The 26,425-nt window shown below is 63.6% G+C and carries 22 protein-coding genes; 7 read left to right on the top strand and 15 right to left on the bottom strand.

The genetic code is table 11. The features are described from left to right. Positions 1 to 26: 26 nt before the first annotated feature. From LGQ10_RS02385 to LGQ10_RS02350, 8 genes are all read right to left on the bottom strand, one after another. Positions 27 to 2,402, bottom strand: a complete 2,376-nt coding sequence (locus LGQ10_RS02385; RefSeq protein ID WP_226524562.1) for an efflux RND transporter permease subunit — start codon at positions 2,400 to 2,402, stop codon at positions 27 to 29. Positions 2,403 to 2,434: 32 nt separating this feature from the next. Beyond that, positions 2,435 to 3,490: a WD40/YVTN/BNR-like repeat-containing protein gene (locus LGQ10_RS02380; protein WP_058438861.1), complete on the bottom strand. Its 1,056-nt coding sequence runs from the start codon at positions 3,488 to 3,490 to the stop codon at positions 2,435 to 2,437. A 396-nt stretch (positions 3,491 to 3,886) separates the two neighbouring features. After that, the gene (pepN, locus tag LGQ10_RS02375; RefSeq protein WP_226524561.1) at positions 3,887 to 6,544 is read right to left on the bottom strand and encodes an aminopeptidase N; all 2,658 of its coding nucleotides are present in this window, start codon (positions 6,542 to 6,544) and stop codon (positions 3,887 to 3,889) included. A gap of 12 nt (positions 6,545 to 6,556) precedes the next feature. Continuing rightward, entirely contained in the window at positions 6,557 to 7,387 is an 831-nt protein-coding gene (locus LGQ10_RS02370; protein ID WP_058434378.1) for a DUF2797 domain-containing protein, read from the bottom strand. Further along, on the bottom strand, positions 7,384 to 7,644 hold the full coding sequence (locus LGQ10_RS02365; RefSeq protein ID WP_058434379.1) for a YeaC family protein: 261 nt from the start codon (positions 7,642 to 7,644) through the stop codon (positions 7,384 to 7,386). Before LGQ10_RS02365 ends, LGQ10_RS02370 begins: the two co-directional genes overlap by 4 nt. A gap of 15 nt (positions 7,645 to 7,659) precedes the next feature. Beyond that, the gene (locus LGQ10_RS02360) at positions 7,660 to 8,526 is read right to left on the bottom strand and encodes a rhomboid family intramembrane serine protease (RefSeq protein ID WP_226524560.1); all 867 of its coding nucleotides are present in this window, start codon (positions 8,524 to 8,526) and stop codon (positions 7,660 to 7,662) included. After that, entirely contained in the window at positions 8,523 to 9,497 is a 975-nt protein-coding gene (locus LGQ10_RS02355; protein ID WP_226526074.1) for a metallophosphoesterase, read from the bottom strand. Before LGQ10_RS02355 ends, LGQ10_RS02360 begins: the two co-directional genes overlap by 4 nt. Next, positions 9,494 to 10,384 carry an NAD(+) kinase gene (locus LGQ10_RS02350; RefSeq protein WP_058434382.1) on the bottom strand — a complete coding sequence of 297 codons (891 nt, stop codon included), beginning with the start codon at positions 10,382 to 10,384 and terminating at the stop codon, positions 9,494 to 9,496. Before LGQ10_RS02350 ends, LGQ10_RS02355 begins: the two co-directional genes overlap by 4 nt. Before the next feature lie 151 nt (positions 10,385 to 10,535). Here LGQ10_RS02350 and LGQ10_RS02345 point away from each other — a divergent pair, with 151 nt between their 5' ends. Further along, positions 10,536 to 11,492 carry a DUF1853 family protein gene (locus tag LGQ10_RS02345; RefSeq protein ID WP_226524559.1) on the top strand — a complete coding sequence of 319 codons (957 nt, stop codon included), beginning with the start codon at positions 10,536 to 10,538 and terminating at the stop codon, positions 11,490 to 11,492. Between the two features lie 19 nt (positions 11,493 to 11,511). Here the strand turns inward: LGQ10_RS02345 and LGQ10_RS02340 are convergent, their stop codons facing one another. After that, positions 11,512 to 12,795, bottom strand: coding sequence for an arsenic transporter (locus LGQ10_RS02340; protein WP_226524558.1), 1,284 nt, complete (start codon positions 12,793 to 12,795; stop codon positions 11,512 to 11,514). Positions 12,796 to 12,893: 98 nt separating this feature from the next. Next, entirely contained in the window at positions 12,894 to 13,451 is a 558-nt protein-coding gene (locus LGQ10_RS02335) for an NADPH-dependent FMN reductase (RefSeq protein WP_226524557.1), read from the bottom strand. A 174-nt stretch (positions 13,452 to 13,625) separates the two neighbouring features. Here LGQ10_RS02335 and LGQ10_RS02330 point away from each other — a divergent pair, with 174 nt between their 5' ends. Next, positions 13,626 to 13,862 carry a hypothetical protein gene (locus tag LGQ10_RS02330; RefSeq protein WP_226524556.1) on the top strand — a complete coding sequence of 79 codons (237 nt, stop codon included), beginning with the start codon at positions 13,626 to 13,628 and terminating at the stop codon, positions 13,860 to 13,862. A 134-nt stretch (positions 13,863 to 13,996) separates the two neighbouring features. After that, positions 13,997 to 14,890 (top strand): LysR family transcriptional regulator, encoded by an 894-nt coding sequence (locus LGQ10_RS02325; protein WP_226524555.1) that lies wholly within the window; start codon positions 13,997 to 13,999, stop codon positions 14,888 to 14,890. Here the strand turns inward: LGQ10_RS02325 and LGQ10_RS02320 are convergent. The 5 genes from LGQ10_RS02320 to LGQ10_RS02300 all read right to left on the bottom strand — a co-directional run bounded on the left by LGQ10_RS02320 (position 14,887) and on the right by LGQ10_RS02300 (position 20,183). Next, a complete protein-coding gene (locus LGQ10_RS02320; protein WP_226524554.1) occupies positions 14,887 to 15,474 on the bottom strand; it encodes a GNAT family N-acetyltransferase in 588 nt (195 codons plus the stop codon). The two genes, LGQ10_RS02325 and LGQ10_RS02320, sit on opposite strands and share 4 nt — an antisense overlap. Positions 15,475 to 15,488: 14 nt before the next feature. Then, on the bottom strand, positions 15,489 to 17,744 hold the full coding sequence (locus LGQ10_RS02315; RefSeq protein ID WP_226524553.1) for an arginine/lysine/ornithine decarboxylase: 2,256 nt from the start codon (positions 17,742 to 17,744) through the stop codon (positions 15,489 to 15,491). A 270-nt stretch (positions 17,745 to 18,014) separates the two neighbouring features. After that, positions 18,015 to 18,764 (bottom strand): DNA polymerase III subunit epsilon, encoded by a 750-nt coding sequence (gene dnaQ / locus LGQ10_RS02310; protein WP_058434863.1) that lies wholly within the window; start codon positions 18,762 to 18,764, stop codon positions 18,015 to 18,017. A gap of 104 nt (positions 18,765 to 18,868) precedes the next feature. After that, entirely contained in the window at positions 18,869 to 19,318 is a 450-nt protein-coding gene (gene rnhA, locus LGQ10_RS02305) for a ribonuclease HI (RefSeq protein WP_058434862.1), read from the bottom strand. A gap of 106 nt (positions 19,319 to 19,424) precedes the next feature. Beyond that, entirely contained in the window at positions 19,425 to 20,183 is a 759-nt protein-coding gene (locus tag LGQ10_RS02300) for a methyltransferase domain-containing protein (RefSeq protein ID WP_226524552.1), read from the bottom strand. A gap of 65 nt (positions 20,184 to 20,248) precedes the next feature. On the opposite strand from LGQ10_RS02300, the gene gloB reads away from it, so the two are divergent. The 4 genes from gloB to LGQ10_RS02280 all read left to right on the top strand — a co-directional run bounded on the left by gloB (position 20,249) and on the right by LGQ10_RS02280 (position 26,424). Next, complete coding sequence (gloB, locus tag LGQ10_RS02295; protein ID WP_058434865.1) at positions 20,249 to 21,016, top strand: hydroxyacylglutathione hydrolase; 768 nt, start codon at positions 20,249 to 20,251, stop codon at positions 21,014 to 21,016. Between the two features lie 99 nt (positions 21,017 to 21,115). Continuing rightward, the gene (locus tag LGQ10_RS02290) at positions 21,116 to 22,543 is read left to right on the top strand and encodes a transglycosylase SLT domain-containing protein (protein ID WP_226524551.1); all 1,428 of its coding nucleotides are present in this window, start codon (positions 21,116 to 21,118) and stop codon (positions 22,541 to 22,543) included. Between the two features lie 204 nt (positions 22,544 to 22,747). Further along, a complete protein-coding gene (locus tag LGQ10_RS02285; RefSeq protein WP_226524550.1) occupies positions 22,748 to 24,577 on the top strand; it encodes an extracellular solute-binding protein in 1,830 nt (609 codons plus the stop codon). Then, positions 24,574 to 26,424: an extracellular solute-binding protein gene (locus LGQ10_RS02280; protein ID WP_226524549.1), complete on the top strand. Its 1,851-nt coding sequence runs from the start codon at positions 24,574 to 24,576 to the stop codon at positions 26,422 to 26,424. Before LGQ10_RS02285 ends, LGQ10_RS02280 begins: the two co-directional genes overlap by 4 nt. The last annotated feature ends 1 nt before the right edge of the window (position 26,425 follow it).

Here is a 26,425-nt window from a genome sequence, read left to right as displayed (position 1 = left end):
GGCGCGGCTGCGGGACTGGCCGACGATCAGTGGGCGAACAGCGAGTTGCCCTTCTGCCCTGCCAGCTTTTCGGGACGGATCAGGAATCGTGCCAGCGCCGGCAGGAGCCACAACGCGCCGAACATGTTCCACAACAGCATGAAGGTCAGCATCAGGCCCATGTCGGCCTGGAACTTGATGGCCGAGAAGATCCACGTGCACACACCGATCGCCAGGCACAAACCGGTGAACAGCACCGCCTTGCCGGTGGAACGCAGGGTCTGGTAGTAGGCCTCCTGCAATGGCAAGCCGGCGCGCAGGAAACTCTCCAGGCGACTGTAGATGTAGATACCGTAGTCCACGCCGATACCCACCCCCAACGCCACCACCGGCAGCGTGGCCACCTTGACGCCAATGCCCATGAAGGCCATCAGTGCGTTGCCCAGTACCGAGGTCAGCACCAGCGGCAGAACGATGCACAAGGTCGCCGCCCAGGAACGGAAGGTGATCATGCACATGGCCGCCACGCAGATGTACACCAGGATCAGGATGGTCAGTTCCGAAGTCTTGATCACCTCGTTGGTGGCCGCCTCGATCCCGGCGTTACCTGCGGCGAGGATGAACTCCAGGCCATCGTGGTTGTTTTCCCTGGCGAACTCCTGCACCGCATGCACCGCGCGATCGAGGGTCTCGGCCTTGTGGTCGTTGAGGAACACCAGCACCGGCGCCAGGGAGCAGTTGTTGTTGTAGAGGCCATCGGCGCGGGCGATGGAGTTGTTCAGCACATCAGGGTTGCGTGACAGGGTTTCCCATTTCAGGTTGCCCTCGTTCATGCCCTTGATCATCTGCTTGGACACAGTCACCAGGGAAATCGCCGACTGCACGCCCTCGGTGTTCTGCATCTTCCACATCAGCTCGTCGATCGGGGCCATGGCTTCGTAGCGCGAGCAGCCTTCGGCAGCGGTCTTGACCATTACCACCAGCACATCGGAACTGGTGGAGTAGTTGCTGATGATGAAGTTGTTGTCCTTGTTGTAACGCGAGTCGGGACGCAGCTCCGGAGCGCCCTGGTCAAGGTCGCCGATCTTCAGGTTCTGGCTGTACCAGAGGCCACCGCCAAAGGCCACCAAGGCCAGGGCGATAGAGATAGGAGCCACCTTAGGGCTGGCAAAGTTGGACAGCAGGCGCCAGAACGGATGCTCGCGGCTGGCGTCCTTCTTGCTGCGCTCGACCGCGCGCTTGCTGATACCGACATAGGAAATCGCCACCGGTAGCAGGATCAGGTTGGTGAACACGATCACCGCCACGCCGATGGAAGCGCCGATGGCCAGTTCGCGGATCACTCCGATATCGATGATCAACAGCGTTATGAAACCCACGGCATCGGCCAGGATCGCGATCATGCCCGGCAGGAACAGCTGGCGGAAGGTGCGTCGCGCCGCGGTCAGCGCGTTGTCGGCATCACTGGACTGCAGGGCGATGCCGTTGATCTTCTGCACGCCATGGGAAATGCCGATGGCGAAGATCAGGAACGGCACCAGCATCGAGTACGGGTCCAGGCCAAAACCGATGGCGTGCATCAGCCCCAGTTGCCAGACCACCGCCACCAGGGTGGTGACCAGCACGGCGATGGTGCTGCGGATGCACCAGGTGAACCAGTACAGCAGCACCAGGGTGATGACGAAGGCCACGCCAAAGAACAGCACCACCATGATCAGGCCATCGATCAGGTCGCCGACCTTCTTGGCGAAACCGACGATGTGGATCTTCACATTGGGGTTCTGCGCCTCGAACTTGTCGCGGATCTTCTCTTCCAGCTGGTGGGAAAACTTCTGGTAGTCCAGGGCCAGCAGCTTGCCCTGGTCCTGCGGGTCCGGGTAGGACTCCAGCAAGGGGATGTCGACGATGCTGGACTTGAAATCGTTGGCTACCAGGCGCCCGACCTGGCCGGACTTGAGCACGTTGTTGCGCAGCTTGTCGAGGCTCGCGGCCGAGCCGTTGTAGCTCTGCGGGATCACTTCGCCGCCGGCGAAGCCTTCCTCGGTGACCTCGGTCCAGCGCACGCTGGGGCTCCACAGGGACTTGAGCCCGGAGCGGTCGACGCCCGGGATGTAGAACACCTCGTCGTTGATCTGCCTGAGGGTCTCCATGTATTCCTGGGTGAAGATATCGCCGTCCTTGGCCTCCACCGAGATCCGCACGGTGTTGCCCAGGTTGGCCAGGTCATTGCGGTGCTCCATCATCCGCTCGATGAACGGGTGCTTGAGCGGGATCATCTTTTCGAAACTGGTGGATGGCCGGATCAGGGTCGCCTGCCAGAACAGGAAGACGCTGACCAGCAAGCAGATGAAGATCACTGCCGGGCGGTTGTTGAAAATCAGGCGCTCGAGAAAGTTCGCCTTGTCCTGGTGATGACTGCTCATGGAATTCCCCACCTTCTTATTATGTGCCCGGCCTACTTGCTGCCGAGTTCAGCGCCCGTTGTCGCAGCGACCCGTACACCACCCTGCCCGGCAAGGATCAGGTTGCCGTTGCCGGCACCGCTCACCGACGACAGTGAGATCCGGTCCGCACGATTGAACACGCTGAAGCTCTGGCCCTGGTCGGTACTGCGGATCACGCTGCCACCGTTACCGACGATCACCAGCGAACCGTCGTCGAGCACCGTGGCCCCGGACAAGCCGAACTCCAGTGCGCCACGCGCAGCATTGAGCTGCACCTGCTCCCAGGTGCTGCCAAAGTCCGTGGAGCGATAGAGATTGCCGCGCAGGCCATAGACCAGCAGGGTCGCGGGCTGGCCGGTACCGATCACGCCGAACAGCGAACCCTCGTAAGGGCCTTCGAGACGCTCCCAGGTCTGCCCATCATCGGCAGAGCGGAACATGCTGCCCTGCTCGCCCACGATGAACAGCCCGGAGTCCTTGACCTGGGCAATTGCGTTGAGGTGGAACTGGTCTTCATTGTCCAGGCGATCGCTGGCGTCTTCCCAGTGCTGGCCACCGTCGGTGGTCTCCAGCAGGGCCCCATAGGCTCCTACCGCATAACCGGTCTGGGTGTCCTTGAACCACACGTCCAGCAGCGGCGCCTCACGCTTGAGGTCCTCGAACTGTTTGCTCCAGGTGGCGCCGCCGTCCTGGCTGGCAAGGATCTGGGCATCGTGGCCGACGGCCCAGCCGTGCTTGTCATCGACGAAATACACCGAAGTCAGCAGTTGCCGGCTAGGCACCTTGGCCTGGGCCCAGGTCGCGCCCTGGTCGTCGGAATAGAGGATATGCCCGCGATCCCCCACCGCCACCAGGCGCTTGCCGGCATGGGCCACATCGAGCATCAGGTTTTTCGCCGCCTTGGGCGATTCGATGGAATAGACCACAGTATCTGCTGCAGCGGCAGCAGCCAGGACCGGGGTCGCCAGTGTCGCGACACCCAACAGCGAGAGCGCTGCAGCCAACGATGCGACTGCACGCACCACCGGCGGGCGGCCAGCAACCACACCCATGACAGGCTCACTCATAGACCATTCCCCCATTATTATTGTCAGGTCATTCAACCTCTCAGGGCGCCTGCGGGGCATCGCGGGTCCATGTCCGATCACGTCGACCGTCCTGAAACCTGCAATCTAGAGCCCCTTGGGCTGCGGGCTATCCTATCGGGCTTTGGAATCGTCTGACAATCGACGCCACGTTATCTTTTGTTAACCACCGCCCCGCACACCAGGCTTGCCGGGACGGGCATTCGTCAAAATGATCGATAGAGGGCAACAGGCAGGCGCCTGGCCGTCGTGGCCGGCGGATGCCGAGGGCATGAGGGGGGATAGGCAGGGAGTAAAGGCAGAGCCGGCGCTTGCCCGCAGGCAAGACCGGCCTTGAGGTGATGCAGGCCCGAGGACCTGCCCGCCTCTGGTGCAGAATCAGGCCAGACTCTTGCTGACCACCTCGAACACGTCACTGGACAGCTCGCCAGAGGCGCGGATGCGCTCCAGCTCGGTCTTCATCAGCGCCTGGCGGGCGCTGTCGTACTTGCGCCAGCGGGTCAGCGGCGCCAGTTGCCGGGAGGCGATCTGCGGGTTGAAACCGTTGAGCTGGATCACCAGGTCCGCCAGGAAGCGGTAGCCCGAGCCATCGGCGGCATGGAAGTTGATCAGGTTCTGGCCGGCGAAGGCTCCGATCAATGCCCGTACCTTGTTCGGATTCTTGATATTGAACGCCGGATGCTGCATCAACGCCTTGACCCGCTCCAGGCCACCGGGCAACGGACTGCCGGCCTGGACGCTGAACCACTGGTCCATGACCAGGGCATTGTCCTTGAAGTTCTCGGCGAACACCGCCAGGGCATGTGCCTTCTCGGCCTCGAACGGCGAGTTGACCAGCACTGCCAGGGCCGTCAGGCGCTCGGTCATGTTGTCGGCGCTGTCGAACTGCTCGATAGCGGCCGCCAGGACCTCCGGCTTGCGGGTGAGCATCAGGTAGGACAAGGCGATGTTCTGCAGCGCACGGCGGGCGAAGTGCTCGGACTCGGCCACATAGGCGGTGGCACGGGAAACCTCGCGGTTGGCCTGGTAACGCTTGAGCAAGGCATCGAACAGGTGCTCGGCCAGTTGCCGGCGAGCGAATTCGCGGGCGGCATGGATGGCGTCGACATCAGCCACTTCGCTGATCTCGGTCAGGTAGGCCTCGCCCGGCAACGACAGCATTTCGGCGACCATGGCCTGGTCCAGGCTTTCGTCCGCCAGCACGGTGCCCAGGGCGGTCACCAGCCGCGGATCCATCGCCAGGGCCTGGCCCTGCTGGTGCTGGCCAATCAATTCCTGCAACACCTGCACCGCCAGCTGCTGGCCGGCATCCCAACGGTTGAAGCCGTCGCTGTCGTGTTGCATCAGGAACATCAGCTGGTCGCGATTGTAGGGGAAGCTCAGCTTCACCGGCGCCGAGAAACCGCGCAGCAGCGATGGCAGCGGCTGTTCGGCAACGTCGACGAAGGTGAAGGTCTGCTCGGCTGCGGTCACCGAGATCACCCGCGAAGTCCCTTGCGCGGTGGCTTCGCCGGAAAGACGCAAGGCGATGGCCGCACCCTTGCTGTCCAGCAGGCCCAGCTCCACCGGAATCACGAACGGCTGCTTTTCCACCTTGTCCGGCGTCTGCGGGCAGCTCTGGCGGAAGGTCAGGCTGTAGATCTTGGCTGCCGCGTCGTAGGACTCGCTCACCGCCAGCCGTGGAGTGCCAGCCTGGCTGTACCAGCGCTTGAACTGGGTCAGGTCGACGCCATTGGCGTCTTCCATGGCCTTGACGAAATCGTCGCAGGTCACGGCCTGGCCATCATGGCGTTCGAAGTACAGGTCGCTGCCCTTGCGGAAGCCTTCGGCGCCCAGCAGGGTGTGGATCATGCCTACCACTTCCGAGCCCTTCTCATACACCGTCAGGGTGTAGAAGTTGGAAATCTCGATGAAGCTCTCCGGGCGCACGGCATGGGCCATGGGGCCGGCGTCTTCGGCAAACTGGTGGGTGCGCAGGTAGGCCACGTCCTGGATGCGCTTGACCGTGCGCGAGTTCATGTCCGAGGAGAACCCGGCATCGCGGAACACCGTGAAACCTTCCTTGAGCGACAGCTGGAACCAGTCGCGGCAGGTCACGCGGTTGCCCGACCAGTTGTGGAAGTATTCGTGGGCGACAATGGCCTCGACCCGCTGGTGGGCGGCGTCGGTGGCGGTTTCGGCACGGGCCAGCACGGCGCTGGAGTTGAAGATGTTCAGCCCCTTGTTTTCCATGGCGCCCATGTTGAAATCGTTGACCGCGACGATCATGAAGATGTCCAGGTCGTATTCACGGCCGTAGGTTTCTTCGTCCCAGCGCATGGATTTCTTCAGGCTGGTCATGGCGTGCTGGCACTTGTCGATGTTCTCCGGCTCGACATAGATACGCAGTGCAACGTCACGGCCGCTCATGGTGCTGAAGGTGTCCTCGACGCACCACAGGTCCCCCGCCACCAGGGCGAACAGGTAGGCCGGCTTCATGAACGGGTCTTCCCAGGTCGCCCAATGCCAGCCGTCTTCCCCCGGGCCACTGGCGATCGGGTTGCCGTTGGAGAGCAGTACCGGGTAGCTGTGCTGCTCGGCCACCACGGTGGTGGTGAACTTGCTCATCACGTCTGGGCGGTCCAGGTAGTAGGTGATCTTGCGAAAACCCTCGGCCTCGCACTGGGTGCAGAACATGCCGCTGGACTTGTACAGGCCTTCCAGGGCGGTATTGCTTTCGGGGTGGATCCGCACGCTGGTGTCCACGGTGAAGCTGGCGCTGCCCGGGTGCAGGGTCAGGTGGCTGTCGTCCAGCTGATAGTCCGCCGCACCCAGGAGCTGGTCGGACAGGCTCACCGACAGCAGCTCCAGTTGCTGGCCATCGAGCACCAGGGGCGGCAGCCCGGCACCACGGGCCGGATTTCGGCGCATCACCAGTTGCGCATGGACCAGGCTGTGGTCCTCGAACAACTCGAAGGTCAGGTGTGTCTCGTCGATCAGGTACTCGGGGGCCTGATAGTCCTTCAGGTAGATCATCTTCGGCTGTTCGGTGCGCATGGCAAATTCCTTCTACTGATGCACGGCCAGCTGGTAGGCCGTGTACTTGCGAATGTTGATCACGCCGGTGTCGAAGATCAGGTACTGGCCCTTGATCCCCAGCAGGGTGCCTTCGGCGATTGGATTCTTGTCCAGGTTGAAACTGACGATCTTGGCCGGGTACTGCTCGACCGGGTAGCGGATGTCCAGGGGTTCGATATCCCGTACCGGCTGGATCGCCTGTAGGCCGAAACGCTGCTGCAGGACCTCCAGGCCCTCGGCGCAGGATTCGAACAACTGCTCGCGCACCTGCACCAGGTCCACCGGCTGCGCATCACCCTTGAGCAAGGCACGCCAGTTGGTCTTGTCGGCCACCTGGGAACGGAACAGGTCTTCGACGAAGCCGGACTGCTGGCGGGTCGACACACGCATGATTGGCAACGCCTGGCTGGCCCCCTGGTCGAGCCAGCGGGTCGGCAACTGGGTTGCCCGGGTGATACCGACCTTGATCCCCGAGGAATTGGCCAGGTAGACCACATGGTCGGTCATGCAGAACTGCTCGCCCCAGGACGGCTCGCGGCAGGTGCCGGCGTCATAGTGGCAGCGCTCCGGGCTCATGATGCAGATATCGCACTGCGCCAGCTTGGTCATGCATGGATAGCAGTAGCCCTGGCTGAAACTGGTCTTGGTCTTGCGCCCGCAATGGCTGCAATGGATCGCACCCAGGTACTCCAGGCGCAGCGGGCTGCCGATCAACGGATTGACCGGCACCTCGCTGTCGCCCAGGCGGAAGGCGTATTGCACGTTCGGCCCGTCAAGGCGTGCCGACATCTTGCTGATGGAACCGCGGCCGATCTCGATCAATGGATGGCATCCGACTTGAACAGGATGTTCGGCACGGTTTCAGACTTGGACGCGCACTCCTGCGGGCCCATGTAGCCGGTGCGCTCTTCCTCGGGCAGGTTCTGCATCTCCCAGGCGATCATCGCCTGCAGGGACAGTTCGCGCTGCTCGGCGGTGAGTTTACGGCCATCGGACCATTTACCGATTTCCACTGCCAGCTTCAGGCTGCGATAGATATCGGGGGTGATGTTTTCGATCATTTCGATAAAGGACGACATACAGGACTCCAGCATTTAAAGGGCTGCTTTACGGCGGCTGTAGAGGCCGCCCAACAAGCCAGTGAGACAACCGACCAGCAAGCCGCCGACATGGGCGGCATTGGCGATTTCGCCGAAACCGATCATCGATACCAGCCCGGACAGGCACAGCAGCAGCCACACCAGCATCATCACCAGCACACCCCGCGGCAGGCGATAGATCGGGTTGGGCGACAGCCATTGATAGATCCAGCAATGCCCGAGCAGGCCGTAGAGCACTCCGGACAAACCGCCGAACAGGGTCGGACCGCTGACGTAATATTGGGCGTAGTTGGACACCAGGCTGAACAGCAGGGTCAGGCCCAGCAGGTTGATGCTGCCCTGGCGCAACTCGATGCGCCGCCCCAACTCCCAGTACCACATGCCGTTCATGGCGATGTGCAGGATGCCGAAGTGGATCAGCATCGGCGTCACCAGGCGCCACCACTGCCCCGCCGCCAGGCTATCGGCCAGGGAACGGAACTGGATGTAGTCGCCGGCCACGCGAAAATCGAGGAAGGTGAACCAGCTCAGCGCCTGCAGGTTGTCCCCCAGCAAGGTGATGCCACACACCGCCAGGCTCAGCGCCAGCACCAGCGCGGTAACCGGACTGCGCCGCAGTTGCTGGACCAGGCCCGGACCCGCGGGGACAGCCTGGGGAATGTCCAGTTGCTGTTCGGGATCGCCCTGGGGAAAGCGCTGGTAAAGCCCCAGCACATCCTCGCTGATGGACTCGGGCACCCACAACACCTGCTCCCCTGCTTCCTCGCTGACCCGATGGGGCACCTGCATGCGCTGCAGGAGCTTGACGAAACCGCTGAGGTCCGTGGCCAGGGGCAGGCGCAGGACGGCTTTCACACTCATCGCACTACCTCGGGCCGCTCGACGTCGACCCAGACAAATTTATTCGGGTCCAGGCGGGTTTCCTGATCCAGCCGGTAGGCCGCGAGCTTGCCGTAGAGCACCGCGCTGTAGTCCAGGCAGGCCAGGTTGGGACGCAACGGCGCCGGCGTACCGCTGCGCCAATAGTGACCGACGAACAGCATCGGTTCCTCGACGCCGTAGCGCAGCAGGCTGTTCTTCTCGGCGGTGGACAACGGCGTGCGGGCTACCGGCTCGGGCAAGGCGTCGGGCTGGAAGACGATATCGCCATACGTCTGCGGGTCGTCTTCCCAGAACTTGGTGCGGAAGAACGAGCGGGTCAAGCCGTCTCCGCTGGTCATGGTCAGGCCATGGGGCAGGCGCATGTCGGTGCCCCTCAACAGGCGGTCGAATGCGTTGCTGGCGAAGCTGTCAGGCATGGCCGAAGCCTGCAGGAACTGGCGATCGATGCAGCCGTTCGGATAACGCTGGCGCAACTGCGCAATCAGCGCCGAGTCCCAGCAGGCATGGACCACCCGGAAGCGGCCGGCGTCGACGAACAGCGGCAGCTGGTAGAACCAGTCGAGAAAATCGTGCCAGTCGCCCGGATGTTGCTCGAACTGATGCAGGGTCTCGTGGATCAGCCGGGCATGGCGCGGGGTGTGTTCGCGCACGAACTGCTTGCCGCTGCCCTCGGCCGCCGGCGTGCTCCAGCCCAGGGCGTTGAACTCATGGTTGCCCATGATGCACAGCGCCTGGCCGGCCTCGACCATGTCGTGGACGATATGCAGGGCCTCGCGGATACGCGGGCCGCGATCGATGATGTCGCCGAGGAACACCGCCATGCGCGACGGATGCCGCCAGACACCTCCCTGCTTGTGGTAACCGAGCCGGTCCAGCAGGTGTTCGAGGGTCAGGGCGCAACCGTGCACGTCACCGACCAGGTCGTAGCTACGCGCGGGATCGAGCATCAGTCGCCTCCACCGCCCAGCCGGCTGCCCCAGCCGAGTTTGGTCCGGCAGACCTCGTAGTAGTTGTGGTCCAGCGGATGGATCAGGCGCAGTTTCTGGGCCTTCTTGCTGACCGTGATGGTGTCGCCCGGCGCGCAGGTGAAGTGGTTCTGCCCATCACAGGAGACTTGCGGATAGATCTGCATATCTTTGGACACGACGATTTTCAGCTCACTGTTGCCGTCGACCACGATCGGCCTTCCCGACAAGGTATGGGGGTACATCGGCACGATCACAATGGCATCGAGCTTGGGATGCATGATCGGACCACCGGCAGACAGTGCATAGGCCGTGGAGCCGGTGGGCGTGGCGACGATCAGGCCGTCGGCCTTCTGGCTGCAGACGAACTGGCCGTCGATGTAGATTTCGAACTCGATCATCCGGGTCGACTTGCCCGGGTGCAGCACCACGTCGTTGAGCGCATCGCCCTGGCCGATGGCCTCGGCATGCCGACGGACCTCGGCCTGCAGCAGGAAACGATTTTCCACCAGGTAGTGGCCGTCAAGCACCTCGGCGACCTTCACCTCCAGCTCGTCGGGGCGGATATCGGTCAGGAACCCCAGGCTGCCACGGTTGATGCCGAGCACTGGAGTGTTGTGCCGCGCCAGGGCCCGCGCAGCGCCGAGCAGGCTGCCGTCGCCACCGACCACGATGACCAGGTCGCAGACCTCGCCCAGCAGCTTGCGCGAGGACGTCTGCAGGCCGTGGCCGGGCAGCACCTCGGCAATGGTGTCCTCGAGGATCACGTGCAGGTGGCGTTCGAGCAGAAACTTTTTCAGTCGGCGAATGGTGTCCAGCACCTGGGAACTGCCCAGGCGACCGATAATGCCGATATTGCGAAATTGCTCCATGGGGCTCCTGCGGGGTTTGGGTTCAGGCGAAACCGAGGATTATGGGCGAAACCCGGCGCCAGACAAAATCCTTTCAGCCACACAGGCTGGGCAAGCCCCGGACGGCACGCATTTATCGCAGGCCGTGGCGGTTTGCGTCTATGCTCGCAACATGCTCCTGTTCCCGGATTTGCTCAACCTTCCCCGCCAGTTGCGCCAGCCTGAAGTCCGCGATCTCGCCTGGGTGATCCTCGCGCCGCCGATGCTCAGTGACACGCCCTGGCCCCAGCGCCACCCCCTGGCCGGCAGCGACTGGGCACTGGCGCCGCAGTCGCTGGCCCAGTGGCTGCACCGCCAGGACCAGGACAGCCACGCGCTGCGCCAGTGGCTGAGCCGCAGCCCGACCCGACGCCTGGGCCTGTACTACGAACACCTCTGGCAGTTCGCCGTGCAACATGCCCCGGGCGTGGAGCTGCTGGCGGCCAACCTGCCGATCCGCCGTGCCGGCCAGACCCTGGGCGAACTGGACATGCTGCTGCGCGACCGCGACGGCGTGCATCATCTGGAACTGGCGATCAAGCTCTACCTCGGCCCGCAGCAAGGCGACGGCAATGACAGCGCACAATGGCTGGGGCCTGGTTGCCATGATCGACTGGATCGCAAGCTGGCTCACCTGGCGGCGCACCAGCTGCCGCTCTCGGCCCGCGAAGAAAGCCGCGAAGCGCTGGCGGCACTGGACGTCTGTCCCTCCAATGCCTACCTGTGGCTCGGCGGCTACCTGCTCTATCCCTGGCCGGGCCACGCCGAACCGCCCCGAGGTGCCCATCCGCAACATCTGCGCGGGCGCTGGCTGCACCAGCGCGACTGGCCGGCCTTCATTGCCCAACGCCCGGCGGGACGCTGGCAGCCCCTACCCCGTCATGCCTGGCTGGCGCCGGCCCGTTACCCCGATGAACACACCTGGAGCGCTGCACAGTTGCAACAATGGCTGGCCGAACTCGACCCGCTGGCCCCGGCGCAACTGCTGGTGCGCCTGGAGGCCAGCACCGAAGGCGACTGGGTCGAGGCGGAGCGCCTGTTCCTGGTTGCCGATCTCTGGCCCGACCTGCCGGGCACGACACCGCCCTAGCCAGTCGCGACGCGAAATATCAGAACATCAGGCGCAACGCCAGGGCCGCCAGGGTCACCAGCAGCACCGGCAGCGTCAGCACTATCCCGACCCGCAAGTAGTACCCCCAACCGACATGGATACCCTTGCGCTCCAGCACATGCAGCCAGAGCAGGGTCGCCAGGCTGCCGATGGGGGTGATTTTCGGCCCCAGGTCGCTGCCGATGACATTGGCATAGATCATCGCTTCCCTGACTACTCCCGTGGCCTGGCTGGCCTCGATCGACAAGGCGCCGACCAGCACCGCCGGCAGGTTGTTCATCACTGAAGACAACCCCGCTGCCAGCAGCCCCGTGCCCAGCGCCGCGCCCCAGACCCCGCCGGAGGCAAAGCCGTCGAGCCAGCCGGCCAGTTGGGTGGTGAGCCCGGCGTTGCGCAGGCCGTACACCACCAGGTACATGCCCAGGGAAAACAGCACGATCTGCCACGGCGCTTCCTTGAGCACCTTGCGCGTGGAAATCCTGTGGCCTTGAGCGGCGACCATCAGCAGCAGGGCCGCACACCCCGCCGAAATGGCACTGATGGGAATGCCCAGGGGCTCCAGGGCGAAGCAGCCCAGCAAGAGGACCAGCAGCACCCACCAGCCGGCCAGGAAGGTCGCTCGGTCATGGATGGCGCTCGCCGGCTCGGCCAGTTGCCGCGGGTCGTAATCCTCGGGGAGATCCCGGCGAAAGAACCACAGCAACACCACCAGGGTCGCAGCGACGCTGACCAGGTTGACCGGCAGCATCACCGCGGCATAGCGGTTGAATCCGATGCCGAAGAAATCGGCAGAGACGATGTTCACCAGGTTCGACACCACCAGTGGCAGGCTCGCCGTATCGGCGATGAACCCGGCCCCCATGACAAAGGCCAGGGTGGCCGCCGGGGAAAAGCGCAGGGCCAGCAGCATGGAGATGACGATCGGGGTCAGGATCAGTGCTGCCCCATCGTTGGCGAACAAGGCCGAGACCAGGGCCCCGAGCAATACCATCCAGGCGAACAGCCAGCGGCCCCGCCCCCGCCCCCAGCGCGCCACATGCAGCGCCGCCCAGGCGAAGAACCCCGCCTCGTCCAGCAACAGGCTGATGATGATCAGGGCCACGAAAGTGCCGGTGGCATTCCAGATGATCTGCCACACCACCGGGATGTCGGCGAGTTGCACCGTCCCGCAGAGCAAGGCCAGCAGCGCACCGCCCAGGGCGCTCCAGCCCACGCCCAACCCTGCGGGCTGCCAGATCACCAGGATGATGGTCAGCAGGAAAATCGCCAGGGCAATCAGCATGGGCTGCACATTGTCGACAACTCGAAGGGTGCCCCGTCAGGGCGTGACACGCGGCAGCCGCGCCCTCGGGGCGCAAGACTGCCGGCCTGGCAGAAAGCTCAGGTGCGTTTCTGTTGCTCGACCCACTGGCCGAAGGCGTTGATGAAACCCTGCAGGAACGGTCGCGTGGCGTCCGACAGCTTGCCGGCTTCGTCGAATGCCGAACCGGCGCCCCCCAGATAGGCTTCCGGCTGCTGCATGCAGGGCACGTTGAGGAACACCAGGGACTGGCGCAGATGATGGTTGGCACCGAAGCCGCCAAGGGCGCCCGGGGACACGCTGATCACCGCTCCGGGCTTGCCGCTCCAGCAGCTCTTGCCATAGGGGCGCGAACCGACGTCGATGGCATTTTTCAGGGCTGCCGGTACCGAGCGGTTGTACTCGGGGGTCACGAACAGCACGGCGTCAGCCTCGACGATCTGCTGGCGGAACGCGACATAGCTGGCCGGAGGAGTGGCCTCGATGTCTTCGTTGTAGAACGGCAGGTCGCCGATCTCGACAATGCTCAACTGGAGATTGGCCGGCGCCAGCTCGGCCAGGGCCAAGGCAACCTGGCGATTCAGGGACTGCTTTCTCAAACTGCCAACCAGTACTGCAACCTTGTAGACATTGCTCATTGGAGTTTCCAACCATTGGCTTGGGAAGTTGCTAGTTATAGATGAGCCGGGGTGGACTCTGCTACCCCGCCACCGGGCGACCCCGATTATTTTTTTACCGGGGCAAAACTTCCTCGCTGCCCTTTGGGTCTACAGCACCGAATTTGCGTGTTCTATCTCCAGAGGCTCTAAAAGATGGCAGAAGTACTTGTTGGACAATTCCATGCAAGGGATGCCGAGGGACGGGTGTATTCCGTCCACGAATTCCAGGAATCCATGCCCTCGCAGGACGGCGTGGAAGGCACGGAACCCGTGACCACCTACCGTCTGGCCATCGGCGACCGGGTACGCAAGCTCGACGATGACAAGTTCCTGCTGGTCCAGCTGGACGTGACCCTGGTGCGCGAACCCGAGTTCCCCATGACCCCCTGACCTACGCCCCTCCTCCTCTGCGCCGGGTGCTGCGTACCGGCCCGCCCCTGTGACAATGGCTACAGATTCCGGGCACGGACTTGGGGTAGGATTCGATGCTTGTGTCCCGAACCGGCTGGATATGGATTTCAAGCATGCGTTTACGTCATATCGAAGTGATCCAGGCGCTCCTGCAAACTGCTCATCTGGGCACCGCCGCCGAGTTGCTGCAACTCTCGGTAGCCGAAGTCGAGACCCTGCTGCGCGATGCCGAAGGCCAGTTGGGCTTCATGCTGTTTGCCAGCGTACGCGGGCGCCTGCAAGCCACCCGCGAAGCGCGGGAGCTGCAGGGCGCGATCAATCGTCTGTATGACGCCTTTGAGCCGGTGCAGCGCCTGGCCGACAGCTTGAGGTTCCACCATGCACCGCCTTTGCGCATCGTCGGCACCGCCCCCCTGGTCCAGCAACTCCTGCCCCAATGCATTGCCGCCTTGCGCCGGCGTTTTGCCGACACCCCCTGCAGCCTCTTGTGCCAGGGCACCCGGGAGATGGTCGACAGCCTGCTGTTGCGCCACTGCGACCTGGGCATCAGCCTGCATGACCCTGAACATCCGGACATCCACAGCCAGGCCCTGGCCCAGGGCAAGCTGTTCTTGCTGGCTCCCCACGGCTGGCTGCCGGCCAAGCACAAATACGTATCCCTGCAGGACCTGGCCGGCCAGGCCATGGTCGGCCTGGAAGGCCAGGACCCAGTGAGTGCCGCCCTGGCCAGCAAGCTGCAGAACCTGCGACCCAGCCCGGTGATCCAGACACGGGTGCAGACCTACCAGATGATGCGCAGCCTGGTGGAAGCCGGCGAAGGCCTGGCCATCGTCGACCCGTTCACCGCTGCGGGGGCCCGGGGCTCGGGGCTCGACATCAGCCCCCTGTCACCGCCCATCGGCGTCACCCTCTACGCCCTGCGTCGCCAGGGCAGCGACACCTCGCCCCTGCTCAACGCCCTCCTGGAGCTACTGGCCGAGCAGGCCACGGCATTGCTGGCCGGCTAGGCCAGCCGATCGGCCGGCGCCTGGGCAAACAGCAGATACCAGAAGATCGCCACCTCGCTGGTCTGCGGATCGATACCGCGATACCGCAGGTGATCCACCCCGCCCACCACATAACCGCAGCGTTCGTACAGGCGGCAGGCGCCGAGGTTGTTGTTCTGGGTTTCCAGCATCATCCCCGGCAGCCCTTTCTTGCGACTCCAGAACTGCGCCACGTCCAGCAAGCTCCTGGCCACTCCGTGACGCCGCGCCGAGGCATGTACCGCCAGTTCATCGATGTGCCCATAGCCGTTCCAGTTGGTGCTGACCACCACATGGCCTACCGGCTGGCCATCGAGATAGGCCATGAAGATCTCGCTGTCCGGCGCGTTGCGATAGCTGCTGAACTCCTCCGGGTCGATGCCGTAGCACTTGCGATAGGGCGTGACCTGGCGCACCGGCCAATGCGCCACCGGCACTCCGGGCGCGGCCTCGGCATAGGCGCGGACCTGAAAGCTGAAATCGCTGTCGTTGATGTAGGGCGCGAACCCCGCGTCGGCGACGCGAATCTCCAGCCCCGGATGGGGCGGGCTAACAGCTGGTTGCATGGGCGGTAGGCTCCTCAGTCCTTGATGCAATCGACGGTGTAGTGCCGTCCATTGCCCTGGTCTTCATGTTGCAGGCCGTGCACATCGGCAACGAACCCCGGGAAACTGCTGTCGAAGGCCCGGGCGAATGCCAGGTAGTCGATGATCGACCGGGTCGACTCGGTGAAACGTTCACCAGGCATGATCAGTGGAATACCCGGTGGGTAAGGCACCAGCATCACCGCGGCGATACGGCCCTGCAACCGATCGATGGAAACCGCCTCGACATCACCGCGCACCAGGTGATCGTAGGCATCGGCAGGTTTCATCGCCACCTCCGGCAATACGGTGTACATGCGCTTGAGGTGCCTGGCGGTGGCATTGCTGCGGTAACAAGCATGCAGCTGGTCGCACAGGTCCTGCAGGCCCATGCCCTGATAGCGCTGCGGGTCCTGGCTGGCAACGCTGGGCAGGCAGCTGGCCAGGCTCGCATTGGCATCGTAGCTGCGCTTGAACTCCAGCAGCTCAGTGAGCAACGTGCTCCACTTGCCCTTGGTGATCCCCATGGAGAACAGCACCAGGAATGAATACAGGCCCGTCTTCTCCACTACCAGCCCACGCTCCCAGAGGAACTTGCTGACCACCGCCGCCGGGATTCCGTGCTCGCTCAAGGCGCCACCGGCGGTCAGGCCAGGCATCACCAGAGTCACCTTGATCGGGTCCAGCAGCACGTAGTCGTCAGTGACTCCGGCGAAGCCATGCCATTCGCCCTCGGGCTCCAGCAGCCAATCAACGGTACGCACCTGATCGATGCCCTCCACCCGCTCCGGCTGCCAGACCGAAAACCACCAGTCATCGACAGCGATGTGCTGCCGCAGATTGGCCAGGGCACGGCGAAAGCTCAGGGCCTCGTCGAACATTTCCTGCAGCAGCGAACGGCCCGCCGGTCCTTCCATCATCGCCGAGGCCACGTCCAGCGAGGCGATGATGCTGTACTGCGGCGAGGTGGAGATATGCATCATGAAGGCTTCGTTGAAGCGGTCACGGTCCAGCTGCCGCGCGCCGCCATCCTGCACGTGGATCATCGAGGCCTGGCTGAAGGCCGCAAGCAATTTATGGGTGGAGTGAGTGGTGAACACCAGCGGGCTATCGGCTGAACGCGAGGTCCCCATGCCATAACGGCCGGCGAAGAACTCGTGGAAGGCAGCATAGGCATACCAGGCCTCGTCGAAGTGCAACACCTCGACACTGTTGCCCAGGCTCAGCTTGATCAACTCGGCGTTGTAGCACAGGCCGTCGTAGGTGGAGTTGGTGACCACCGCCAACTTGACCTTCGGCACCCGGCCACGGGCCAACGGGTTGGCCTCAATCTTGGCCTGGATCGATTCGGGACTGAACTCGCTCAGCGGGATCGGCCCGATGATTCCCAGCTCATTGCGCTCGGGGCACAGGTACAAGGGAATCGCCCCGGTCATGATGATCGAGTGCAGCACCGACTTGTGGCAGTTGCGGTCCACCAGCACCAGGTCGTCGCGACCGACCATGGAGTGCCACACGATCTTGTTGGCCGTGGAAGTGCCGTTGATCACGAAGAAGGTATGGTCGGCGCCAAAATTTCGTGCTGCCCGGGCCTCGGCCTCCGCCAGGGGGCCGGTATGGTCCAGCAGCGAACCCAGTTCCGGAACCGACACGGACAAGTCCGAGCGCAGGGTGTTCTCGCCGAAGAACTGGTGGAACGCCTGCCCCACCGGACTCTTGCGATAGGCCACGCCACCGCCGTGGCCCGGGGTATGCCAGGAATAGTTGGAGTCCGCGGTGTGTTGCACCAGGGCCTTGAAAAAAGGGGGCAGCAGGCCGTCCAGGTAGTTGCGTGCAGCCCGGGCCACCTGCCGGGCCAGGAACGGCACGGTGTCTTCGAACAGGTAGAGGATGCCCCGCAGCTGGTTGAGTTCGCTCATGGCGTCCGCGGGAGCGTTTTCCAGAGTCACCTGTTCACCCAGGGCGAAGATCGGCAACAGCGGCGCCCGTACCCGGGCCAGGCGGATCAACTCCACCATGTTCTGCAGCAGGTGGGTGTTTTCCCCGGCGCCTTCGGCAGCGATCAGCATGCAGGCCAGGCCGTGATGGGTGGAAGCCACCAGTCGCCCCTCGGCATAGTCCACCGCGGAAAAGATGCTGAAGCCATCCTGCTCCAGCTCCCGGGCGATGCCCCGCACCCGGTCCCCGGCGACCGTATCGGCCTTGATGTCACGGTGCACGATCAGGATTGGAAACTGCAGGTCTTTATACATGGGGGCGACAAGTCCTGAGGCGACGGGTGAGCCCCGCCAATGAACTCAGGGTAGAAGCTGCACGGCTTGCGTGTCACCCCGGGCAGGGACACCCTGTAACAAAACGTCGCACTGGAACAATTGCCGCTCCCCAACCACACCAATAGCCGCTGCCGAGCCGTGGCGAAGCTGCGAAAAGGACCACAGGAGCTTGCCTGGCGTTCTCCCGACAACCCCTCCCATCCTCAAACCGCCACGTCTCCCGCGCCAGCGGCCACGGGCCATAAAGGCTTACTGCCGGGCTTCGAGCAATTGGGTCCAGAGTGCCGGGCCGCCGGCTGACTTGGCGATGGCTTCCAGCCGCGCCTGGTGCTCGGCCAGTTCCGCTTCGCTGGCCAGGATGACTCGCCCTCGCTGGCGATCGCTCGCCAAGCGTCGAATTTCCGAGGCACGATTGCCCGAACCATCGCCTGCCCCGCCATCCGATCCATTGCCTGCCAGGGACAGGCTGGTCTGGCCACCCGTCATCGTCAGGTAGACGTCGGCCAGGATCTCCGAGTCGAGCAAGGCGCCGTGCAGTTCACGGCCAGAGTTGTCGACGCCATAGCGCTTGCAGAGTGCGTCGAGGCTGTTGCGCTGGCCGGGGTGCCGCTCGCGGGCCATCAACAGGGTATCGAGGATGCTGCAGTGCTGGGTGATGTCGGCCCGCTCGTGCTGGCCGATCAAGGCAAACTCGTTGTTGATGAAGCCAACGTCGAACGCCGCGTTGTGGATGATCAGCTGCGCGCCCTGGATGAACTCGAAGAACTCGTCGGCCACCTCGGGAAACCGTGGCTTGCCCACCAGGAATTCGTTGGTGATGCCGTGGACGCCGATGGCGCCCTCGTCACTCTCGCGATCAGGCTGCAGGTAAACGTGGAAGTGTCGCCCGGTCAGGCGCCGACCGATCAACTCGACGCAACCGATTTCAATGATCCGGTGACCGTCGGTCACCGGCATACCGGTGGTTTCGGTATCGAGTACAACAGATCTGTTGGCCATCAGTGGTCCGTTCTCAATCTGGCAGAGGGCGCGATTTTAGCACGCCCGACCCATGGACTGCGCACTGGGGCGCCGACGTCGGTCGGCGCGTTCAAGCGCAGCATTCAACCCTTGTAGCCACGGACCTCGTCCACGCCGCGGTTGGCCAACTGGTCGGCGCGCTCATTGCCGTGGTGGCCCGTATGGCCACGCACCCATTTCCAGGTGACGTTGTGGCGGTTGACCTGCTCATCGAGCTGCTGCCACAGGTCGGCATTCTTCACCGGCTCCTTGGCGGCGGTTTTCCAGCCACGCTTCTTCCAGTTGGCCATCCACTCGTTGATGCCCTTCATCACGTACTGCGAGTCGGTGACCAGCTGTACATCGCACTGGCGCTTGAGCTCTTCCAGGCCGCGAATCGCCGCCATCAGCTCCATGCGATTGTTGGTGGTGTTGGCCTCACCGCCCCAGAGCTCCTTCTCGACCCCCTTGCACACCAGCAACGCACCCCAGCCGCCCGGGCCGGGATTGCCCTTGCAGGCACCGTCGGTAAAGATTTCTACGCTATCGCTCATCCACGCCTTCCATCAGAAATTGCCATTGGCCCGCCGGCGACCGCCGACAGCACCAGAGCCGGGCAAGCCCGGCCGGTCTATATAAAGAGAGAGTTTCAACAGAGGTTCAGGGCTCGCTGTTCCGGCGATTGACCTTGGCCATGGGCAGCGGCACCAGCTTGCCCACTGGCTCACGCCTGACCTGGCGTACCGGACGCAGGCCCACGGCGATCTTGCGTGCCACCAGCAAGTAGAAGCCACCACCGGACAGTTGCCAGCGCCCGGCCCGACGCTCCCAGCCGGCCAGTCGCGCCTGCCATGCCGCTGAAGCAAGCGGCGGACGATAGCACCCGAAGCGGCGTTTCTCCAGCGCGAAGCCCAGCAGGTTGAGCCAGTCGCCAACCCGTGACGGCGCGATGCAGCGGGCCAGGCGCAAGGCATCATGGGCGAACACATGACGCAAGCCCCAGGTACTCCAGGGGTTGATACCGACAATCAGCAGATGACCGCCAGGACGTACACTGCTGGCCGCCTCGCGCAGCAGGCCGTGGGGCGACAGGCAGAAATCCAGTCCATGTTGCAGCACCACCACATCGGCGGCGTGCTCGCTCAGGGGCCAGGCCTGTTCCTCGCAGACGATTTCCACCCCTGGCAGCGGCGCGCCCAGGCGCACGTTGCGCTGGACCTGGGGCGCTGCCGGCGGAGTCTGCGCCGAGGGTCCGTAATGCACCAGGTAGCCGCCAAAGAAACGCCCCAGCTCCTCTTCGAGCATGCGTCGCTCTTCATCCAGCAGGAATTGCCCCAGGGGGCCGGACAACCACTCCCGGGCGGTACTGATCAGGGCCAGCCAGTCGGGATCTGCCTGAGCGAAGGCTTTATCGGTCATTGCATTCTCCAACACGCCAGGAAGTTCTAAGATGCGCCATTGTTTTCCGCTTGGCGAATCCGAAGATGATACAGATCAGTGCCCTGCCCGCCTTCACAGACAACTACATCTGGTTGTTACAAGACCATCGCAGCCAGCGTTGCGCCGTCGTCGATCCCGGGGATGCCGCACCGGTGCTGGCCTGGCTGGAGCAGCACCCGGACTGGCGCCTGAGCGACATCCTGGTCACCCATCATCATCACGACCACGTCGGCGGCATCGAGCGCCTGAAACAGCATAGCGGCGCCACGGTGTACGGGCCGGCCCGGGAAAAGATCCCGGCTCGCGACGTGGCCTTGGATGACAATGACCAGGTCACCCTCCTGGGCTGGGACTTCCAGGTGCTGGCGGTGCCCGGCCATACCCTGGGGCATATCGCCTACTACCATCGGGGCCTGCTGTTCTGTGGCGACACCCTGTTCGCCGCCGGTTGCGGCCGACTGTTCGAAGGCACCGCCGAACAGATGCACCAGTCCCTGGGCCGCCTCGCGGCGCTGCCGGACGACACCCTGATCTACTGCACTCATGAATACACCCTCGGCAACCTGCGCTTTGCCCAGGCGGTGGAACCGGTCAATCCGGACATTGCCCAGCGCCTGGAAAAGGTCATGCAGATGCGCGAGCAAGGCATCATGACCCTGCCCTCGACTCTCGCCCTGGAGAAACTGACCAACCCTTTCCTGCGTACGGATGAAACATCCGTTAAACAAAAAGTAGACGAACGGAATGGCCTGGATAACCCGTCCCGGAGTGCGGTTTTTGCGGCGTTGAGGGCCTGGAAAGATAAATTCTAAGAGGCCGCGAAACTGGCATAGAAATTCTGAATGGTTGACCGCACTCCGGTCGCTTTCTAGAATCGCCCGACATTTTTGCCCGGAACTTACTTCCAGCCAATGTCGTCATATATTCGTTATTCCATCAGTTCAGACGCATTGACGCGCTTGGCCCAGGCCATCGCGGTAGCTGTGTCAGCGACTCTTGCGGGCTGCCAAAGCACCGGCCACGTCCCGCAAGCCGACGCGACACACACTCCCAATCTCAACGTCCGCATCAAGCAGAAACCCATCTTTCTCGGCCAGCAGCCAACCCCACAAGCGCCCCAGGATGTCTGGGGGCGCATGCGCCAGGGGTTCCAGCTGCAGGAGAACCTGGGCGTCAACCCACGAATCGAACAACAGCGCCTGTGGTTCGCCAGCAACCCTTCCTTCCTCGAGAACGCCAGCGAGCGCGGCAGCCTCTATATCCACTACATCGTCGAGCGCCTCGAAGAGCGCAACATGCCGCTGGAACTGGCCCTGCTGCCAGTGATCGAGAGTGCTTACAACCCGCTCGCCTATTCGCGCGCCAATGCCGTGGGCCTGTGGCAATTCGTCCCGGCCACCGGTCGCTCCTTCAATCTGCGCCAGACCCGCTTCTACGATGGCCGACGCGACATCACCGCCTCGACCACCGCAGCCATGGACTACCTGACCCGCCTGCACGACATGTTCAATGGCGACTGGCTGCTGGCCCTGGCGGCCTACAACGCCGGTGAAGGCACCGTCAGCCGGGCCATCGAGCGCAACGAAAAACTCGGCTTGCCCACCGACTACTGGAACCTGCCGCTGCCGTCGGAAACCCAGGCCTACGTGCCCAAGCTGCTGGCCCTGTCCCAGGTGGTCATGGCCCCCGAGGCCTACGGCGTCAACCTCAACCCCATCGCCAACGAGCCCTACTTCCAGGTGGTGGAGATCAACCAGCGCATGGACCTGTCCAAGGTCGCCGCGGTGGCCAATATCGACGAGGACGAGCTGTTCCAGCTCAACCCGGCGTTCAAGCAGCGCACCACCATCGACGGTCCGCAACACCTGCTGGTACCGACCTCCAAGGCGCAGCTGCTGACCACCAGCCTGTCGACCATGAAACCCGAGGAGCTGATCAGCAAGCGCTCGCTCCAGGCGGCGTTCGCCAGCGACGACGGCCGCGACTCGTTGCGCAAGCGGGTCTACAAGGTCAAGCGTGGCGACAACCTGGCGCTGATCGCCAAGGCCAACAAGGTCGGGGTCAAGGAACTGCAACGCTGGAACAAGCTCAGCGGCAAGAGCCTCAAGGTCGGCCAGACCCTGGTTCTGCAAGATTCTCGCAAGGCCTCCGGCAAGAAAACCGCCGTGGCCGGCATCCAGAAAAAGAAGTCGACCCAGTACAAGGTCAAGCAAGGCGACTCGCTGTACATGGTGGCCAAGCGCTTCAACGTCGAGATGCAGCACCTCAAGCGCTGGAACCCACGGGCCGCCCAGGCGCTCAAACCGGGCCAGATGCTGACCGTCTACCTGTCGCACTGAGTGCTGGCAACCTGGCCGGCGCGCGATACCGGCCAGGTTGCGTAGCGACACCTCATCGCGCCCCGTTGCAGTGGCGCGCAGCCCCGGGCCAACACCTGCCGCCTGCCATCCGAACGCCCGCCAGAACGAGCTTTTTCCTGCCGATACAAGCTGTTACTGTACCGGACACATAGCCCAAGCCGCCTGGATCGGATCTCTGACTCGATGCGTCCCCTGCTCCTGCTCCTCATCAGCCTGGCCTTGAGCTTTCCCGCAAGCGCGACGCTCACCGAGAGTCACGGCTATGCGCAGTTCGGCACGCTCAAGTACCCGGCCCGCTTTACCCACTTCGACTGGGTCAATCCCGCTGCGCCCAAGGGCGGCACCCTGCGGGTCATGGCCTTCGGCACCTTCGACACGCTCAATCCCTACACCTTCAAGGGCACCAGCCCGGTGGCCACGCCGAACTTCCTGCAATACGGGGTCAATGAACTCAACGAGCCCTTGATGGTGGGCACAGGCCTCTACGCCCCGTCCGGCGACGAACCCACCTCCAGCTATGGCCTGATCGCCCGTTCGGTGGAGTACAGCGAAGATCGCAGCTGGGTGGTGTTCAACCTGCGCCCCGAGGCACGTTTTCACGATGGCAAGCCGATCACCGCCTACGACGTGGCGTTCTCCTACCGCCTGCTGCTCAAGGAAGGTCATCCGCAGTACCGCACCAACCTGCAGGAAGTGCAGCGAGTGGACATCCTCGGCCCCCAGCGCATCCGCTTCGTGTTCAAGCGCGCCAGTAATCCGCTGCTGATCCTGCGCCTGGGGGAAATGCCGGTGCTGCCCCAGCACTACTGGAAGGATCGCGACTTCAAGGCCACCACCTTCACCCCGCCCCTGGGCAGCGGCCCCTATCGCATCTCCCAGGTCCAACCGGGCCGCCAGCTGGTGTTCGAACGGGTCAAGGACTACTGGGGCAAGGACCTGCCGGTCAACCGAGGCTTCAACAACTTCGACCGGGTCGAGGTGGAGTTCTACCGTGACAGCGACGTGGCCTTCGAAGCCTTCAAGGCGGGTGAGTTCGACATCTATATCGAGCACCAGGCCAAGAACTGGGCCAACGGCTACGACTTTCCCGCCGTGCGCCGTGGCGAGGTGATCAAGGCCCAGGTGGCGCACCAGATCCCCACCCAGACGCAAGGCCTGTTCATGAATACCCGCCGCGCCACCTTTGCCGATGTGCGGGTGCGCGAGGCGCTGGGCATGATGTTCGATTTCGAGTGGACCAACCGCGCGCTGTTCAGCAGCGCCTACCAGCGCGCCCTGAGCTACTACCCCAACAGCGAGTTCTCCGCCACCGGCGTGCCCCAGGGTCATGAATGGCTGCTGCTCTCGCCCTATCGCGAGCAGCTGCCCGCCAACCTGTTCAGCCAGGCCTTCAGCCTGCCACGTACCGAAGGCCGCGGTATCCCTCGCCAGACCCTGCGCCGTGCCCTGGGGCTGCTGGCCGAGGCCGGCTGGAAGCTCAACGGCCAGCGCCTGCAGAACAGTGCCGGGCAACCCCTGCGGTTCGAACTGATGCTGGTCAACCCCAACCTGGAACGCATCCTCCAGCCCTACATGGAGAACCTGGCGAGCATCGGCATCGAGGCCCACCTGCGTACTGTCGATCGCGCGCAATACAAGCAGCGCCTGGACCAGTTCGACTACGACATGATCCTCATGACCCTCAACCAGACCCTGAGTCCTGGCCTGGAGCAGTGGCAGTACTTCCATTCCAGCCAGGTCGCGGTCAAGGGCAGCAAGAACTATGCGGGCATCAGCAATCCGGTGGTCGACCATCTGCTGGAGCAACTGCTGGCCGCCGCGACTCGCGACGACCAACTGGCTGCCGGCCGTGCCCTGGACCGGGTGCTACTGTGGCAGCACTACATGATTCCCAACTGGTACCTCAACTATCACCGCCTGGCCTACCGTAACCGGTTCGCCTTCGTCACCACGCCGCCCTATACCCTGGGGCTCAGTGCCTGGTGGCTGAAGTCCATGGAGAATGCCCAATGATGCCCCTGCGTGCCCTGCTCCTGCGCACCAGCGGCTTGTTGCTTGGTGTCATCGCCTGCTGTGCCCAGGCCGCGCCGCAACATGCCCTGACCCTCTACGGCGAAGCGCCGAAGTACCCGGCAAACTTCCAGCACTTCGACTTCGTCAAGCCCGACGCGCCCAAGGGCGGAACCTTCCGCATGGCCGGTTTCGGCAGCTTCGACAGCCTCAACCCCTTCATCAGCAAGGGCGTGCCGGAGCTGAACATCGGCCTGGTCTACGACACCCTGATGGCCCAGAGCCTCGACGAACCCTTTACCGAATACGGCCTGGTGGCCGGGCGCATCGAGAAAGCCCCGGACAACACCTGGGTACGCTTCTACCTGCGGCCCGAGGCGCGTTTCAACGACGGCCGGCCGATCCATGCCGAAGACGTAGTGTTCAGCTTCCAGACCCTGATGAGCGCCGGCTCGCCGCTGTACCGTGGCTACTATGCCGACGTCGACCAGGTGATCGCCGAAGACCCGCAACGGGTGCTGTTCAAGTTCAAGCACGGCAACAACCGCGAATTGCCACTGATCCTCGGCCAGCTGACGATCCTGCCCAAGCACTGGTGGGAACACCGTGACTTCGCCAAGAGCAACCTGGAAGTACCGCTGGGCAGCGGCCCCTACCGGGTAACCGAGGTCAAGGCCGGACGCTCGATCCGCTATGAGCGGGTCAAGGACTACTGGGCCCGGGACCTGCCGGTCAACCGCGGTTTCTACAACTTCGACACCATCACCAGCGATTACTACCGCGACAATACCGTGGCCCTGGAGGCACTCAAGGCCGGGCAGTTCGACTACTGGCTGGAAATGAGCGCGAAGAACTGGGCCAACGCCTACAACATCCCCGCCGTGGCCCAGGGCCGGTTGGTCAAGGAACAGATCCCCAATGGCAATCCCACCGGGATGCAGGGTTTTGTCTTCAACACCCGCCGTCCGGTGTTCCAGGATGTACGAGTGCGGCATGCCCTGAGCCTGCTGCTGGACTTCGAGTGGAGCAACAAACAGCTGTTCAACGGCGCCTACACCCGCACCCGCAGCTATTTCGAGAACTCGGAAATGGCCGCCACCGGCCTGCCGGGGGCAGACGAACTGGCGATCCTCGAACCCTTGCGCGGCAAGATTCCCGAGCAGGTGTTCACCCAGGCATTCGCCCCGGCACTGTGCGACGGCAGCGGCATGATCCGCGCCCAGCAGCGCCAGGCCTACCAACTGCTGCAGGAGGCCGGCTGGCGCATCGTCGACGACAAGATGGTGGACGCCCAGGGCAAGCCCGTGGTGATCGAATTCCTGCTGGCCCAGACCGAGTTCGAGCGAGTGCTGCTGCCGTTCAAGCGCAACCTCAGCGACCTGGGGATCGACCTGGTGATTCGCCGGGTCGATGTGTCCCAGTACATCACCCGGGTGCGCTCGCGGGATTTCGACCTGATCGTCGGCAGCTTCCCCCAGTCCAACTCCCCGGGTAACGAACAGCGTGAATTCTGGATGTCTTCCAGTGCCGACAAGCCTGGCAGCCGCAACTACATCGGCCTCAAGGACCCGGCCATCGACAGCCTGGTGGAAAGCCTGATCAACGCCGACTCCCGGACCAGCCTGGTGGCCCACGCCAAGGCGCTGGACCGCGTCCTGCAATGGGGCTACTACGTGATCCCCAACTGGCACATCAAGACCTGGCGCGTGGCCTACTGGGACCATATCGGCCACCCGAACGTCGCCCCCAAATACGACATCGGCATCAACACCTGGTGGATCAAGCCCGATGCCAAGCCCGCCGTAGAACCGGCCCCGGACCAGGCGGCCCCGGCCGACAGGGTGCAATGAG

The sequence above is a fragment of the Pseudomonas sp. L5B5 genome (assembly GCF_020520285.1).
In the GTDB taxonomy this organism is placed as follows: domain Bacteria; phylum Pseudomonadota; class Gammaproteobacteria; order Pseudomonadales; family Pseudomonadaceae; genus Aquipseudomonas.
The sequence above is the reverse complement of the archived record's forward strand: the minus strand, read 5'-3'. Positions and strand labels throughout refer to the sequence as shown.